The sequence below is a fragment of the Arthrobacter castelli DSM 16402 genome, from assembly GCF_000430705.1.
GTDB classification, from domain to species: domain Bacteria; phylum Actinomycetota; class Actinomycetes; order Actinomycetales; family Micrococcaceae; genus Arthrobacter_C; species Arthrobacter_C castelli.
In genome coordinates, this window is the sequence record NZ_AUMN01000002.1 from 345,837 (window position 1) to 360,003 (window position 14,167).

Annotated in this window: 18 protein-coding genes and 1 riboswitch; of the genes, 1 reads left to right on the forward strand and 17 read right to left on the reverse strand. The window is 65.2% G+C overall.

Annotation, left to right across the window (positions count from 1 at the left end; translation table 11 throughout):
* Positions 1-42: 42 nt before the first annotated feature.
* From trpA to hisI, 7 genes are all read right to left on the reverse strand, one after another.
* Entirely contained in the window at positions 43-843 is an 801-nt protein-coding gene (gene trpA, locus H535_RS0104145; RefSeq protein WP_026818551.1) for a tryptophan synthase subunit alpha, read from the reverse strand.
* The gene (gene trpB, locus H535_RS23380; RefSeq protein ID WP_051298480.1) at positions 840-2,210 is read right to left on the reverse strand and encodes a tryptophan synthase subunit beta; all 1,371 of its coding nucleotides are present in this window, start codon (positions 2,208-2,210) and stop codon (positions 840-842) included. The genes trpA and trpB overlap by 4 nt, the downstream gene beginning before the upstream one ends.
* Positions 2,203-3,042: an indole-3-glycerol phosphate synthase TrpC gene (trpC, locus tag H535_RS0104155; protein WP_026818552.1), complete on the reverse strand. Its 840-nt coding sequence runs from the start codon at positions 3,040-3,042 to the stop codon at positions 2,203-2,205. The genes trpB and trpC overlap by 8 nt, the downstream gene beginning before the upstream one ends.
* A 2-nt stretch (positions 3,043-3,044) precedes the next feature.
* The gene (locus tag H535_RS0104160; protein ID WP_026818553.1) at positions 3,045-3,335 is read right to left on the reverse strand and encodes an HGxxPAAW family protein; all 291 of its coding nucleotides are present in this window, start codon (positions 3,333-3,335) and stop codon (positions 3,045-3,047) included.
* Positions 3,336-3,474: 139 nt separating this feature from the next.
* Entirely contained in the window at positions 3,475-4,107 is a 633-nt protein-coding gene (locus H535_RS0104165; RefSeq protein WP_026818554.1) for a Trp biosynthesis-associated membrane protein, read from the reverse strand.
* Positions 4,104-5,699 (reverse strand): anthranilate synthase component I, encoded by a 1,596-nt coding sequence (locus H535_RS0104170; RefSeq protein ID WP_026818555.1) that lies wholly within the window; start codon positions 5,697-5,699, stop codon positions 4,104-4,106. Before H535_RS0104170 ends, H535_RS0104165 begins: the two co-directional genes overlap by 4 nt.
* Entirely contained in the window at positions 5,700-6,179 is a 480-nt protein-coding gene (hisI, locus tag H535_RS23385; protein ID WP_051298481.1) for a phosphoribosyl-AMP cyclohydrolase, read from the reverse strand.
* Positions 6,180-6,251: 72 nt separating this feature from the next.
* On the opposite strand from hisI, the gene H535_RS0104180 reads away from it, so the two are divergent.
* The gene (locus tag H535_RS0104180; RefSeq protein ID WP_026818556.1) at positions 6,252-6,896 is read left to right on the forward strand and encodes a TIGR03085 family metal-binding protein; all 645 of its coding nucleotides are present in this window, start codon (positions 6,252-6,254) and stop codon (positions 6,894-6,896) included.
* A gap of 63 nt (positions 6,897-6,959) precedes the next feature.
* On the opposite strand, the gene hisF is transcribed toward H535_RS0104180, so the two are convergent.
* The 10 genes from hisF to rpe all read right to left on the reverse strand — a co-directional run bounded on the left by hisF (position 6,960) and on the right by rpe (position 14,159).
* A complete protein-coding gene (gene hisF, locus H535_RS0104185) occupies positions 6,960-7,739 on the reverse strand; it encodes an imidazole glycerol phosphate synthase subunit HisF (protein ID WP_026818557.1) in 780 nt (259 codons plus the stop codon).
* 8 nt (positions 7,740-7,747) lie between these two features.
* Positions 7,748-8,593 (reverse strand): ATP phosphoribosyltransferase, encoded by an 846-nt coding sequence (gene hisG, locus H535_RS0104190; RefSeq protein WP_026818558.1) that lies wholly within the window; start codon positions 8,591-8,593, stop codon positions 7,748-7,750.
* Between the two features lie 73 nt (positions 8,594-8,666).
* A complete protein-coding gene (locus tag H535_RS0104195; protein ID WP_026818559.1) occupies positions 8,667-8,930 on the reverse strand; it encodes a phosphoribosyl-ATP diphosphatase in 264 nt (87 codons plus the stop codon).
* A gap of 50 nt (positions 8,931-8,980) precedes the next feature.
* Complete coding sequence (gene ribH, locus H535_RS0104200; protein WP_026818560.1) at positions 8,981-9,466, reverse strand: 6,7-dimethyl-8-ribityllumazine synthase; 486 nt, start codon at positions 9,464-9,466, stop codon at positions 8,981-8,983.
* A complete protein-coding gene (gene ribA, locus H535_RS0104205; RefSeq protein ID WP_051298483.1) occupies positions 9,463-10,152 on the reverse strand; it encodes a GTP cyclohydrolase II in 690 nt (229 codons plus the stop codon). The genes ribH and ribA overlap by 4 nt, the downstream gene beginning before the upstream one ends.
* Positions 10,145-10,825: a 3,4-dihydroxy-2-butanone-4-phosphate synthase gene (ribB, locus tag H535_RS23390; RefSeq protein WP_051298485.1), complete on the reverse strand. Its 681-nt coding sequence runs from the start codon at positions 10,823-10,825 to the stop codon at positions 10,145-10,147. Before ribB ends, ribA begins: the two co-directional genes overlap by 8 nt.
* Entirely contained in the window at positions 10,822-11,448 is a 627-nt protein-coding gene (locus H535_RS0104215; RefSeq protein ID WP_026818562.1) for a riboflavin synthase, read from the reverse strand. The genes ribB and H535_RS0104215 overlap by 4 nt, the downstream gene beginning before the upstream one ends.
* On the reverse strand, positions 11,433-12,530 hold the full coding sequence (ribD, locus tag H535_RS23395; protein ID WP_051298487.1) for a bifunctional diaminohydroxyphosphoribosylaminopyrimidine deaminase/5-amino-6-(5-phosphoribosylamino)uracil reductase RibD: 1,098 nt from the start codon (positions 12,528-12,530) through the stop codon (positions 11,433-11,435). The genes H535_RS0104215 and ribD overlap by 16 nt, the downstream gene beginning before the upstream one ends.
* Positions 12,527-13,213, reverse strand: coding sequence for a nicotinamide riboside transporter PnuC (gene pnuC / locus H535_RS0104225; RefSeq protein WP_026818563.1), 687 nt, complete (start codon positions 13,211-13,213; stop codon positions 12,527-12,529). Before pnuC ends, ribD begins: the two co-directional genes overlap by 4 nt.
* A 100-nt stretch (positions 13,214-13,313) precedes the next feature.
* A riboswitch (FMN riboswitch) is annotated at positions 13,314-13,467 on the reverse strand.
* Positions 13,468-13,478: 11 nt separating this feature from the next.
* The gene (gene rpe, locus H535_RS0104230) at positions 13,479-14,159 is read right to left on the reverse strand and encodes a ribulose-phosphate 3-epimerase (RefSeq protein ID WP_026818564.1); all 681 of its coding nucleotides are present in this window, start codon (positions 14,157-14,159) and stop codon (positions 13,479-13,481) included.
* Positions 14,160-14,167 lie beyond the last annotated feature (8 nt).

Here is a 14,167-nt window from a genome sequence, read left to right on the forward strand (position 1 = left end):
GGTGCGGTGTGGCTTATCGTCGCCGGTACTGCCGGCGACGGATTAGTCCAGTCCGGTCCTGAGCTCGGCGGCCAATGTTCCGACTGCGTCCGGGCCGCCTTCGGCCAGTGCCGCCACCAAAGCCGTGCCGACGATGACGCCGTCGGCATATTCGGCAATTTCAGCCACGTGGGAGGCGTTGGATACGCCCAGACCGACGCACACTCGTGCTGCACCGGCGGCGTGGGTGTCGTCCACCACCTTCCGTGCGGCGCTGCTGACCGCGTTCCGGGCACCGGTAACGCCCATCAGCGACACCGCGTAGACGAATCCGCGGCTCGCCTCCACCGTCCGGTGCAGCCGCTCAGTGGACGAAGAAGGCGCGACCAGGAAGATCCGGTCCAGTCCGTGCCGGTCTGAGACTTCGAACCACTCCGCCGCCTCGTCAGGGACCAGGTCCGGAGTGATGAGTCCCGCTCCCCCGGCTTCAGCCAGCCGGCGGGCGAACTCGTCGACGCCCATCCTCAGCACCGGATTCCAGTAAGTCATCACCACCACCGGCACGTCGGTGCGTGCGGTGATTGAAGCAATCACGTCGAATAACTGGCTGACCCGGAACCCATTGGCCAGCGCAGTGACCGTGGCGTCCTGGATCACCGGCCCGTCCATCACGGGGTCGGAGTAGGGGACGCCGATTTCAATCAGGTCCACGCCGTTCTCCGCCAAGGCAACCGCTGCCTCGATGGATGCCGGGACATCGGGGTAACCCGCCGGAAGATAGCCGATCAGGGCGGCCCGTCCCGCCTGGCGGGCACGGTCGATGGCGGCGGCCGACTTGCTGGCCTGGCTGACGGGCACGCTCATTGTTCTTCTCCTGCCGCTGCCTGTTCGGCTGTGTCCTTGTCCAGCAAATCGAACCACTGAGCGGCAGTGGCGACGTCCTTGTCACCCCTGCCGGAGAGGTTGACGATGATCACCGCCGCTTCCACGTCGCGGCCGGCGCCCGTTACGCCCTGAGCCGCCCAGCGGTTGGCCACCTTCAGGGACCCCGCCAGCGCGTGAGCGGATTCGATAGCGGGAATGATGCCTTCTGTGCGGCACAGCAGCCGGAAGGCGTCCATCGCTTCGGCATCTGTGACCGGCTCATACTGCACCCGTCCAATATCGGCGAGGTAGGAGTGCTCCGGTCCGACGCTGGGATAGTCAAGTCCGGCGGAGATGGAGTGGGATTCGATGGTTTGCCCGTCCTCGTCCTGCATCAGGTAGGACCGCGCGCCATGGAGCACCCCGGGCCTGCCCAGCGTAATACTGGCTGCGTGGCGGCCGGTGTCGATGCCGTCGCCGCCGGCCTCGAAACCGTAGATCTCCACTCCGGGGTCGTCCAGGAATGCGTGGAACATCCCGATCGCGTTGGAGCCGCCGCCGATGCAGGCGCACACCGCGTCCGGCAGCCGTCCGGTCTGTTCACGGATCTGCTCACGTGCTTCGTCGCCAATCACTTCATGGAAGAACCGCACCATGGCCGGAAAGGGATGCGCCCCGGCAGCCGTGCCGAGCAGGTAGTGGGTGTGGTCAACGTTTGCCACCCAGTCCCGCAGCGCTTCGTTGATGGCGTCCTTAAGCGTTTGCGAGCCGTGCTCCACCGGGACCACCTTGGCGCCCAGCAGCTCCATGCGCGCCACGTTCAATGCCTGGCGCCGGGTGTCTTCGGCCCCCATATAGACAACGCATTCCATCCCCATCAGGGCCGCCGCGGTGGCACTGGCAACGCCGTGCTGTCCCGCGCCGGTTTCGGCGATCAACCGGGTTTTCCCCATCCGGCGGGCCAGCAGCGCCTGCCCGATCACGTTGTTGATCTTGTGGGACCCGGTATGGTTAAGGTCCTCCCTTTTGAGGAAGATCCGCGCTCCGGCTGCGTGTTCGCTGAACCGTTCCGCCTCGGTCAGCAATGAAGGCCGGCCCGAGTAGCTCCGGTTCAGCCGGTTGATTTCGGCCGTGAACTCCGGATCCGCCCGTGCCTTCTCGAAAGTGGTTTCCAACTCATCGAGGGCGGCAATCAGCGATTCGGGCATCCACCGGCCACCATAGGCACCAAAATAGGGCCCGGTGGCACTCCGCAGCGAGTCGCGGCCTTCGAGGAACGCCGCTGCCGGGCCGGTCCCGGAATCGCCCGCCTCGGGGTCGGTGGTTGCCGTCTCTGCCCCGTCGGGCCGCGGCGGCTGTTCAGTCATGAGTGGCACCCTCTGCTGTTTTCTGCGCGATGACCGCGGCTCCGGCCCGGCTGAATGCCTCGACGGATTCGGTCGGGCTATTGTGCTTCACCAGTGCTTCGCCAACGAGGATCGCATTGGCTCCCTGGGCAGCGTACTGCTCAACGTCGCCGACGTCGCGCACCCCGGATTCGGCCACGATCAGCGTTCCGGGCGGAACGGCTGCCGCCAGCGGGGAGAAGACCGACCGGTCAAGTTCCAAGGTCTTCAGGTTACGGACATTGACGCCGATGATGCGTGCGCCCGCGGCGGCCGCGCGTTCGACTTCTTCGACGGTGTGCGCCTCCACCAGCACATTCATCCCGAGCTCATGGGACAGTCCCATCAACTCGGCCAGCTGTGCATCGGACAGGGCCGCCACGATCAGCAGGATCAGGTCGGCGCCGTGCGCCCTTGCTTCCAGCACCTGGTAGGCATCGACCGTGAAGTCTTTACGCAACAATGGTGTGTCGACGGTGGCCCGCACCGCGTCCAAATCCTCCAACGAGCCGCCAAAACGGCGCTGCTCGGTCAGTACGCTGATCACGGCAGCTCCGCCGGCTTCATATCGGCCGGCAAGCACTGCGGGATCTCCAATGTCGGCCAGTTCGCCCTTGGACGGGCTCTTCCGCTTGACCTCGGCGATGACCCGCAGCCGGGACCGCGGATCATCAGCACCACCGAGGGCGGCATACGCGTCCTTCGCTGGAGGCTGGGTCGCAACGATGTCCCGCAGCTGCAGTGTATTAACGGCCGACTTGCGCTCCTGCAGGTCCTCTTTGACCCCTTCTATGATGTCGTCGAGAACACTCACGCTCAGTGTCCGCTGTTTTTCAGCTTGGAACCGCCGACGCCGAAGCCGGCCTTGCGCATGATCCCGCCGAGCAGCAGGCCCACGGCTATCACCACGAGCCCGATACAGAACCACAGCACGTTCGCCACGGCGAAGGCGATGCAGGAAATCAAGGAGCCGAGCAGCACAACGGCAACCAGCGTCCAAGCTGCCGGCGTGTTGCCGTGCCCGACCGGTTCCGCGTGACGTTCAGCTTCGGCGGCGGCACGGGCTTCAGCTGACTCAGTGGTATTGACAGTGGCGTTGGCGCCCATGGTGAATCTCCCTCATTCGTAAATGCCTTATTCCATTCTGCCATTACTGGCGCGCAGTTTCTCCGTCGTTGAGATCGCAGCTGCCACATGACGTCAAGGCTGCGTCTCAGTGGTTCGGCCGGCTGGCTCGCCAGGCCGTTCAGCCGGTCGGGTCGCTGCCTCGGCTCAGCTGATCCCAGCTTTCGATTTCATCGACGTCGGGCTCTGGCTCCGTGGCGGAACCATCCCCGGTGTCCGGCCCACCGGCACCATCGGCTTTGCCGGTTGTGCCGGTTGTGCTGGTTTCGAAGCGTTTACTGCTGGTCCAGTAACGGCCGGCCGCCAGCACGACGACGGCGCTGAACGCCAGCAGCCCGCCTCCGGCCACGCCGATGGCGGGGAAGACGGTGACTGTCGTCCGGGCGGAACTTCCAATAATGCCGATAGCCTCCGCTATTTCGCTCTCGGCCGCCGACGCCGGATTGACGGTCACGGCCAGCGCTGAAGCGATGATGCCGCCCGCCGCAGCGAAAATAATCACCCCTATCACCGTGCGCAGCACCCGGCCGGCGATGGTGGATGCGATTGCTCCGGCCAGCGCGACCAGCGCCAAGGCAGTGACGGCTGTCGCGGCATCACTGCCCGGGATGGCCAGATCCTCGGTGGGAACCGCCTGCTCGGGCAGGTCGACGTGAAGCCAGGTCTGAGTGGTCGAGGCGAAGACAATTCCGGCGCTGACGATGGTCAGCAGCACGACACGGGACTTACGGGCCCAGGCAGGTGTCCGGTTCATCGTTGGCCTCCCTGCGCCGTTGCCGCTGCACGGCCGGCAGCCCCGCCGTCGTCGTGCACGCCACTAAGTCCTCCCGACAGCCACGCCGCACGCAGTGGAGCTGCAGCCTTGTTCGCCGATTCGGCGGCCTCGTCGTCGACCACCGAATCCGCGACGATTCCGCCTCCGGCCTGCACATAGGCACGGCCGTTGCGCAGCAACAGCGAACGGATCGCGATGGCCATGTCCATGTCGCCGGCGAAATCCAAGTAGCCGACGACGCCGCCATAGACACCGCGCCGGTGCGGTTCCAGTTCATCGATTAATTGCAGCGCACGGGGCTTTGGCGCACCGGACAGTGTTCCGGCCGGGAAAGCCGCCGCCAGCACGTCATAGGCGCTGGCGGCCGGATCCAGCCTCCCCACCACCGTGGAGACCAGATGCATAATGTGGCTGAACCGCTCGATCTCCATGAACTGGGTGACGTCCACCGATCCGGGCTCGCAGACACGGGAGATATCGTTGCGCGCCAAATCCACCAGCATCAAATGTTCGGCGCGTTCCTTGTCGTCGGCGAGCAGGTCCTCGGCCAGTTGACGGTCGGCCTCCAGGGTCTTGCCGCGCGGCCGGGACCCGGCAATCGGGTGGGTGATCACTTCGTCACCTGTCACGGTGACAAGCGCCTCCGGCGAGGACCCCACCACCGAGTACGGGCGGCCGGCGGCGTCCTGGAAGGAGAAGAGGTACATGTACGGGCTGGGATTGGTCTGGCGCAGCACGCGGTAGACGTCCAGTGGGGATGAGGAGCACTCGAGTTCGAAGCGCCGGGAGATCACCACCTGGAACACCTCGCCGTCGACGATTGCTTCCTTGCTCTGCTCGATGGCCGCCCGGTACTTGTCCTCTTCCCAGCTTTGATGGACCTGGGCCATCAGGTCGGATGCGTCGCCGGCGTCCGGACCCATCACTGTGACAGGTTCCGCTTCGCCGGAGTCCAGCTTGGAGAGCATGGATTCGAGCCTGCGGACTGCATCGTGCCACGCCTCGTCCACGCGGTGCGGCGTATCGTCATAATTGATTGCGTTGGCGATCAGCAGCAGCGACCCATCGGTGTTGTCGTGGACCGCCATATCAGTCACCAGGCACATGGCCATCTCAGGCAGGTCCAGATCATCTTCGGGCGGGTGGGTCAGCCGTTCCCAGTGGCGGACCGTCTCCCATCCGAAAAAGCCCACCAATCCGGACGTGAAGGGCGGCAGGTCCTCGAAACGTTCGGTGCCCAGCGCCTGCACGGTGGCCCGGGCCGCTTCGACGGGGTTTCCATCCAGCGGCACACCGACCGGCGGTTCACCCAGCCAATGCGCCTGTCCGTCTTTGGTGGTCAGCGTCGCCCGCGAGTCCGCTCCGATAAAGGAATAGCGTGACCACACGCCGCCGCTGGCAGCGGATTCCATCAGGAAGGTGCCCGGTTGCCCTTCGGCCAGCCTCCGGTAGAGGCCGATCGGGGTGTGCGCGTCGGCGAGGACTTTCATCGTCACGGGAATGACCCGGCGGTCGCCGGCCAGGGAACGGAATTCGGCCAGTGAGGGGGTGATGACTCCCAAGTCCTGCATTTACGCTTGTCCTTCTTCCGGGCCGTCCGGCCTGTCTGGTGCTGCTTGATCATCGGCTCGGTCCGGGCCGGTAACTGCGGCGACGTCCCGGCCTTCGAAGCAGGTCCGTGTTCCGGTGTGGCAGGCGGCGCCGACCTGGTCGACTTTGACCAGCAGCGCATCGCCGTCGCAGTCCAAGGCGGCGGATTTCACCCACTGCACATGCCCGGACGTATCCCCTTTGCGCCAATATGACTGGCGGGACCGGGAAAAGAAGGTGACCCGGCCGGTGGTGAGGGTGCGCCGCACGGCTTCCTCATCCATCCAGCCGAGCATCAACACCTCATGGGTGTCGAATTGCTGAATGACCGCGGCAACCAGGCCCGCGTCGTCCTTCTTCAACTCGAAGGCCAGCCGTCCCTCGGCGTCGACGGCGTCGACAGCGACGACGGCGTCGTCTGAGGTGCGGGCAGGCAAAGGTTGCGGTTCTTCAGTAGGCATCGTGGGATGATTCTATCGGCCCCAGCGATTCCGCCGCGACATTCGCCATCTTGCGTGCTAGTTTCAGCATTGATGCATTTCGTGGAACCGTCCCGGGAAGTCCTGGCCGAAACGCTGCTGGCGGCCGGCCCGGATGCGGATACTTTGTGCGCCGGGTGGCGGACCCGCGAGCTGGCCGCCCACCTCTATCTCAGGGAGCACCGACCCGCCGTCGCCGCGGGTCTGGTGGCGCGACCGCTGGCACAGGTCAGCACCAAGGCGACGCACAAGCTGGCCGAGTCATCGCGGGCCACGGATGATTACCGCAAGCTGGTGGAGAAGTTCCGTGGCGGGCCAGCCATGTTGAATCCCATGAGGCTTCCCGCGCTGGATAAGAGCGCGAACCTCATCGAGTACTTCGTGCATACCGAAGACGTCCGGCGGGCCACCGAACGGTGGGCTCCCCGCGCCCTCGACGAAGAGTATTCCGATGCGTTGTGGGATGAACTCGTCAAGCGCGCGGCGATCCTGTACCGGTCAGTGGATCTGGGCATCATCCTCGTCCGTCCCTCCGGACCGCGGCACGTGGCCAAACGTTCCGCCGTGTCCGTGGCAATTGTGGGTGAACCTGGCGAATTGTTGATGCATGCGCACGGCCGGCGCAACCACGCACTTGTCACCTTCGAAGGAGAGCCCGACGCCGTCGCACTGCTGGACAGCGCGGAGATAGGACAATAACAGGCAGTAACAGCCAGTAACAATCAGTAACAGCCGGTGGCGCTCCCTTCGTCCCGGCAACTCCTACGGCCCGTGACGGACCGGGTAGCCCGCGGCGGCTATTGCGTTTTTCACGTCGGCCAGCGCGTGGTCGGGTCCGAAATGGAAGATCGAGGCGGCAAGCACCGCGTCGGCCCCTGCCGCCACCGCTTCGGGAAAGTGCGCGGGCACGCCCGCTCCGCCGGAGGCAATCAGCGGCACCCTCACGGCCGCGCGGATTGCCCGGATCATCTCCAGGTCGAATCCGTCCTTGGTGCCGTCGGCATCAATCGAATTGAGCAGGATCTCCCCCACCCCGCGGTCCGCCGCTTCGGCCGCCCAGGCGACGGCGTCAATGCCCGTGCCTTTCCGTCCCCCGTGGGTGGTCACCTCGAACCCCGACCTGGTCAATCCGGCCGGCGCCCTCCGGGCGTCCAGGGACAGCACCAGCACCTGTCCGCCGAAATGGGAGGTGATTTCGTCGATCACCGGCGGATGGTTCACGGCGGCCGTATTGATTGACGCCTTGTCGGCGCCGCAGCGCAGCAGCTGGCCGACGTCGGCCAGCGAACGGACGCCGCCGCCGACCGTCAGCGGAATGAAGACTTCCTCGGCGGTCCTGGCCACCACGTCGAAGGTGGTGTCCCGTTCGCCGGACGAGGCGGTGACGTCCAGGAAGGTCAGTTCGTCAGCTCCGGCACGGTCATAACGATGTGCCAGTTCCACCGGGTCGCCGGCATCGCGCAGGTCGGCAAAGTTGATCCCTTTGACCACCCGGCCGGCATCAACGTCCAGGCAAGGGATGACCCTGATCGCCACACTCATGCGTGCTCCTAAATCCGGCAGGCGTGAATGCTGCTGACCAGGATTGCGCGGGCGCCCAGTTCGTACAGCTCATCCATGACCTTGTTGGTGTCCTGCCTGCGCACCATCGAACGCACGGCGACCCACTGCTTGTCCCGCAGCGGCGACACCGTCGGCGATTCAAGCCCGGGCGTCAAATTGCAGGCTGCGTCGGCCAGGTCGATGTGGACGTCATAGTCCATCATCACGTATTGCCGGGCCACCAGCACGCCCTGGATGCGGCGCAGCAGCACGTCCAGGCCGGCCGGCTGGTCATGCTCGCTGCGGCCGATCATGACCGCCTCGGAATTCAGGATCGTCTCGCCGAAGATTTCCAGCCCGGAAGCGCGCAGCGTGGTGCCGGTGGAGACGACGTCGGCCACAGCATCCGCAACGCCGAGCCGTACCGCCGACTCCACCGCCCCGTCGAGGCGGATCACAGAGGCTTCGATGCCCCGCTGCTGCAGGTATCGCCGCACCAGCCCGTCGTAGCTGGTGGCGATGCGCCGTCCGTGCAGTTGCGAAATGTCGCTGAATTCACCGGCAGGTCCGGCAAACCGGAAGGTCGACCCGGCGAAGCCGAGCGCCATCAGCTCCGCGGCGCTCACCTCGGCGTCCAGCAGCAGGTCCCGGCCGGTGATGCCCACGTCGAGTGTTCCGCCACCGACATACAAGGCAATATCACGCGGGCGCAGGAAAAAGAACTCGATATCGTTTTCGGCGTCGACCAGCACCAGCTCCCGGTGGTCGCGGCGCTGGCGGTATCCGGCTTCGGAGAGCATCTCGGATGCGGATTCGGATAGGGATCCCTTATTGGGAACGGCTACTCGCAACATGTTTGGTTTCTTTCGGTCGTCTGTGGCTCACATCTTTGTCAGGGCGGGAGCGGCCAAGGTTAACAGCCGCTCCCTACAGATGCTTATAGACGTCCTGCAGGCGCAGACCCTTGGAGATCATCAGCACCTGCAGGTGGTACAGCAGTTGGGAGATTTCCGCCGCGGCTTCCTCGTCTGTCTCATACTCTGCGGCCATCCACACTTCAGCGGCTTCCTCGACAATCTTCTTGCCGATGCCGTGGATTCCGGAGTCCAGTTCGGCCACGGTATGCGATCCTTCGGGACGACTGGCGGCCTTCTCGCTGAGTTCGGCGAAGAGTTCCTCGAAGTTTTTCACGTGCCTTACCTTACCGGGTCGGTCATCGGCGCTGGTGCGCTGTGTTGCGGTTATGACATTTCCCACGGCGCCAGCGCGAGCGCCGTGGCCAGCGCCGCGGTCACTGCCTCGTGGCCTTTGTCTTCCTTGGAACCGGACAGCCCGGCGCGATCAAGGCCCTGTTGTTCGTCATCACACGTGAGCACACCGAATCCGACCGGTATGCCGCTGTCGACACTGACCCGCGTGAGCCCGTCGGTGGCGGCCTGGCAGACGTAGTCGAAATGCGGTGTCCCCCCGCGGATCACTACACCCAGGGCGGCGACGGCGTCGAAGTGCGGCGCCAACCGGGCCGCGGCCACCGGCAATTCAAAGCTGCCCGGAACCCGCAGCAGCAGCGGCTCCTGGACGCCGGCCTCGGCAGCGGCCCGCTGCGCCCCGTCCACCAGGCCGTCCATAATCGTCCGGTGCCAGCTGGAGGCGACGATGGCCAATCTCAGGCCGGATGCACCAGAGCCGGCGTCCAGGTTGATATCCGGTGATCCGTGTCCGCTCATCGTGCTTCCTCCACATCGGCGGTTCCGGCTTCCAGATCCGCGCTGAGCCTCTGGTCCAGTTCGGTCAACAGTGACAGCTTATGGTTCATCCGGTCCCGCTTGGTCAACAGGTAACGCTCGTTCTGCTGCCGGGCCGGTGCCTGGACAGGCACCATTTCCTCGACGGTGATCCCGTACTCGAGCAGGTGTGATTCCTTGTCCGGGTTATTGCTCAACAGCCGGATCCGGTGGTGCCCCAGTTCGGCGAGGATGGCCGCTGCTGCCTGGTAGTTCCTGGCATCGACTGGGAGCCCCAATTGCTCGTTGGCCTCAACGGTGTCGGCGCCGTCCTCCTGCAGCGCGTAGGCGCGCAGCTTATTGGCCAGCCCGATGCCCCGGCCTTCATGGCCCCGCAGGTAGACCAGGCTGCCGCCATATTGCTGGATCAGCTCCAGCGCCATATCAAGCTGCTCTCCACAGTCGCAGCGGTAGGAGCCGAACACGTCGCCGGTGAGGCATTCCGAATGCAGTCTCACCAACGGGGTCGCGGTGGTGTCCGATGCCGCGGAGACGCTGAAATGCTCGACGCCGGCTGCGGTGTCGAGCCAGGCCTGCGCCCGGAAGGTGCCAAATGCCGTCGGCAAGGCCACTTCCGGCCCGCCCTGGAGACCGGCAACACCGGTCACATCCACGTGCGCATCAGTCATGATAATTCCTCTCCCCTGCGGCAACCGGCGTTCCGGCACCATACCCTTCTTTGCGGCGCCGGTAGGCGACCAGGTCTTCAATAGATACCAGCAGGCACCCGTGGGTGCGGGCAAACCTGCGTAATGCATCAAGGCGCATCATCTCACCGTCATCACGAACCACTTCGGCAATCACCCCCACCGGTTGGCACCCCGCCAGCCGGCACAGGTCAACGGCCGCCTCGGTGTGCCCCTCGCGGGAGAGCACACCTTCCGAAACAGCCCGCAAGGGGAAAATATGCCCGGGTCGGTGCAGGTCGGATGCCGTCGAGGCGGCGGAGGCCAGCACATTCGCCGTGTGTGCCCGGTCGCTGGCGCTGATGCCCGTGGTCACTGACGAAGCGGCGTCGCAGGAGACGGTATAGGCGGTGCCCTTGGAATCCTCATTCACTGCGACCATCGGCGGCAGCTGCAGTAAGTCTGCCCGTTCTCCGGTCATCGGCACGCATACCACCCCGGAGCTGTGCCGGATGGTCCACCCCATCATCGCGGCCGTGGCGGACTGGGCCGCGAAGATGATGTCGCCTTCGTTTTCGCGGTCTTCGTTGTCCACCACCAGTACCGGCCGGCCCGCCGCAATGGCAGCTATTGCGTCTTCGATGGGGTCGAGCCCGGCCCTGTTCGAGGCGGTCACTGTGCCGTCCTCCCGCCGAACGCCAGCAACCTTTCGGTGTACTTGGCCAGAACATCAACTTCAAGATTGACCGGGTCCTCCGGTTGCAGGCTGCCCAGCCGGGTTTCATCAAGCGTCGTCGGGATCAGGCCGACCTCAAACCACCCCTGCCCGGCGTCCGGATCGCTGACGTCCGTGACTGTTAATGACACGCCGTCGACGGCGATAGATCCCTTCGGCGCAATATAGCGCGCCAGAGAGTCGGGTACGGTGAAGCGCAGCAGCTGCCACTGCGGGTGCTGCCGGCGTTCCAGCAGGGTTCCGACGCCGTCCACGTGGCCTTGCACCACATGGCCATCGAGCCGGGCGCCCGCCGGTACACAGCGTTCAAGGTTCACCTCGTCACCGGGGTGCAGCCCGCCGATGGTCGAGCGCTGCAGCGTCTCGCCCATCACGTCCACGCGCACCTGCCCATGGCGGATCTGCGTTGCGGTCAGGCACACCCCGTTGACGGCCAGGGAGCCACCGGGTTCCAGGCCGCCGCTCGACGATGGCGCCTCCAGCACGAGTTCGCCGCTGTCCGTGCCGGGCGGGTGCGAGATTTCAATGACGGAGCCTTTTTCGGCAATTATTCCGGTGAACATGGTGATTTCCTGTCGGTTTCCGGTGGTTTTGGTTCCAGGTGCAGTCTCAGGTCGTTGCCCAGTGGCACGGCTGCTCCGCCGACCTGGTCCCAGCGCCAATGGTGTGCTTGGTTCAAGGTGCCGACACCCAGATCATCAAGGGTCGCGATTCCCCGTCCCAACAACGACGGGGCCAGATAGATGATCAGTTCATCGACCAGCCGTTCCTTCAGGAAGGCAGCGGCGATTTTCGCGCCGCCTTCGATCATCAGGTGCCTGATTCCCGCCACGTGCAGTTGGCCGCCGGCATCCCGCGGGTCGTGGGTCTCGAGCTGCACAAATCGGCCGTCGCTGCCGCGCATCGCGGCCGTCTCCGGAACCGGTCGCTGCCCCATCGCCACCCGCAGCGGCTGTTCGGCGGCGGGTTCGTCGTCTGCAGTTCGCGCGGTCAAACGCGGATTGTCGGCCAGCACGGTGCCGGTGCCGACCAGGATCGCGTCGATCCGGCGGCGCAGCTGATGGCTGTCCCGGCGTGATTCGGGGCCGGAGATCCATTGACTGGTCCCGTCTGCGGCGGCCAATTGAGAATCCAGCGTCTGCGCCAGATGCAAGGTGGTGAACGGCCTGCCGGCCGTGACGGCGTCGAACCAGCGGTTGTTCAGTGCTGTGGCTTCGGCTTCCATCAGCCCGGTGCGCACCTGCACATCCGCGGCGCGGAGCCGTTCGGCTCCCCCTGCGGCGGTATGGCTGGTGTCGTGCACCGCGTAGATCAATTGCTTGATTCCGGCCTCAATGATGGCCTCAGTGCACGCCCCGGTGCGTCCGATGTGGTTGCAGGGCTCCAGGCTGACCACCATGGTGGCCCCGGCCGGCTCTTCCCCGCGGCGCCGGGCCTCCGCAATGGCGTCCGTTTCGGCGTGGAGCGTCCCGGCGCCGCGATGGTGCCCCTCGCCGATGGTGCGGCCGGATGGATCCAGGATCACTGCCCCGACCAACGGGTTGGCTCCCCGGACTCCTTGCACTGCCAGCTGCAGGGCGCTGCCCATCGCTTCGCGTTCGGCGACGCTCCATGCTGCGGCGGCTGTGGTGGCTGTGGGTATCATGCCGGAATCCGCTCCGGTTCTGCCGTGGCCTTCCGGGCCGAACGGTTCTGAGCTCTCCACCAGACAAAGAATCCAGCCAGTGTGAAGATGCCGTAGATCAGGTACATCACGGCCGAAGCGTAATAACCGGCGCTGAAGAGCAGTGGAACACCGACGACGTCGACCGCGACCCAGATCAGCCAGAACTCCACCCAGCCTTTGGCCATCCCGAACGTGGCCAGCAGCGATCCGACGAAGGTCCATGCGTCCGCCCACACGGGCTCATAGGATCCGAGCACGCGGAACAGCGGGGTGAGTGCGGCGGAGCCGATGACCATTGCCACCACCAGTATCGCCCGCACCCGGTTGGAGGCCCATCGGGGGATGACGGCCGCGTTCGATCCGGTGTCGGTGTTGCGCCATCTGCGCCAGCCATAAACGGCCGCGGCGATGAACATGATTTGGCGGCCTGCCTGGCCCAGCAGGGTTGCCGGTGTCGCTGCCCCGAACAGGGAACCAAGGAAAACTGTCAGTAACAGCAGATTGCCGGCGATTCCGACCGGCCAGGCCCACATTTTGCGGCGCATACCGCCGACCGCACTGGCCAGGCCGAAGATGTTGCCCAGCACCTCGCGGAGTATGAGATAGTCTCCGTCGCCAATTTCGATTCTGGCCTCGAAGAGCCACCGCAGGAAGTCAAACACCTGTCGTTTCCTTTCCCCTGGTCCGCTGCGGCGGCTCCGGGGTACGACAGTTGTCGCGTCCATGGCTGCTGGTCCCTCGCGGAACCGTGCCGGCCATGGCACCGTGCTTCTCCCATCCAGACTTTTACTGTCGGTACCGGAATTCCACCGGTTCAGCCACTCCCGCCAGCGGCGCCTTCACAGCGCCATTGAACGTGGAGCAGGTCGCGGACTATAACCGCCGGTTCGGACTTACACCGACCCCGGAGCACGTTGTTTGATTTGATTATTCCACAGATGAGCCGCCGCGCGCGCGTTCGGCCGTGTCGCGGAGCCGGCTGATCGCCTGGTCCGGGTTATCGGCGCCGTACACAGCGGACCCGGCCACGAAGACATTGGCCCCGGCTTCGGCCGCCCGGCCTATGGTGTCGTCGCTGATTCCGCCGTCGACCTGGATGGCGAGGTCGGATCCGGCGTCGTCTGCGGCCTGCCGCGCGCGGCGGATCTTGGGCAGCATGATGTCCAGGAATTCCTGTCCGCCGAACCCGGGTTCCACCGTCATAATCAGTAACAGATCGATCTCGCTCAGCAGCGGAAGGCAGGTTTCGACCGGGGTGGCGGGGCGCAGGGCCATACCTGCCTTGCTGCCCCGTGCCCGCAGCTCACGGGCCAATTTCACCGGTGCGGAGGAAGCTTCGAGGTGGAAGGTCACCGAGTCCAGTCCGGCCTCGGCGAACGACGGCGCCCACTCATCGACGCGCGAGATCATCAGGTGGGCGTCCAGCGGTCGGGAAGATACCTGCTGCAGCCGCTTCACCACCGGCAGCCCGATGGTGAGGTTGGGGACGAACTGGTTGTCCATCACGTCCACGTGTACGGCATCTGCGCTGTGGATCCGGGCCAGTTCGGCTTCCAGGTTGGCGAAGTCGGCGGACAGGATACTGGGGTTGATGCAGCAGTCGGCCATGGACATCC

Excerpts from the sequence above, each read along its gene's own strand:
- H535_RS0104160 (WP_026818553.1), bottom strand. The coding sequence starts at position 3,335 with ATGGGCGCCAACGCCACTGTCAATACCACTGAGTCAGCTGAAGCCCGT.
- H535_RS0104180 (WP_026818556.1), top strand. The coding sequence starts at position 6,252 with ATGCATTTCGTGGAACCGTCCCGGGAAGTCCTGGCCGAAACGCTGCTG.
- ribA (WP_051298483.1), bottom strand. The coding sequence starts at position 10,152 with ATGACTGATGCGCACGTGGATGTGACCGGTGTTGCCGGTCTCCAGGGC.
- rpe (WP_026818564.1), bottom strand. The coding sequence starts at position 14,159 with ATGGCCGACTGCTGCATCAACCCCAGTATCCTGTCCGCCGACTTCGCC.
- ribD (WP_051298487.1), bottom strand. The coding sequence starts at position 12,530 with ATGATACCCACAGCCACCACAGCCGCCGCAGCATGGAGCGTCGCCGAA.
- trpA (WP_026818551.1), bottom strand. The coding sequence starts at position 843 with ATGAGCGTGCCCGTCAGCCAGGCCAGCAAGTCGGCCGCCGCCATCGAC.
- H535_RS0104165 (WP_026818554.1), bottom strand. The coding sequence starts at position 4,107 with ATGAACCGGACACCTGCCTGGGCCCGTAAGTCCCGTGTCGTGCTGCTG.
- hisF (WP_026818557.1), bottom strand. The coding sequence starts at position 7,739 with ATGAGTGTGGCGATCAGGGTCATCCCTTGCCTGGACGTTGATGCCGGC.
- hisG (WP_026818558.1), bottom strand. The coding sequence starts at position 8,593 with ATGTTGCGAGTAGCCGTTCCCAATAAGGGATCCCTATCCGAATCCGCA.
- hisI (WP_051298481.1), bottom strand. The coding sequence starts at position 6,179 with ATGCCTACTGAAGAACCGCAACCTTTGCCTGCCCGCACCTCAGACGAC.
- H535_RS0104170 (WP_026818555.1), bottom strand. The coding sequence starts at position 5,699 with ATGCAGGACTTGGGAGTCATCACCCCCTCACTGGCCGAATTCCGTTCC.
- ribH (WP_026818560.1), bottom strand. The coding sequence starts at position 9,466 with ATGAGCGGACACGGATCACCGGATATCAACCTGGACGCCGGCTCTGGT.
- H535_RS0104215 (WP_026818562.1), bottom strand. The coding sequence starts at position 11,448 with ATGTTCACCGGAATAATTGCCGAAAAAGGCTCCGTCATTGAAATCTCG.
- trpB (WP_051298480.1), bottom strand. The coding sequence starts at position 2,210 with ATGACTGAACAGCCGCCGCGGCCCGACGGGGCAGAGACGGCAACCACC.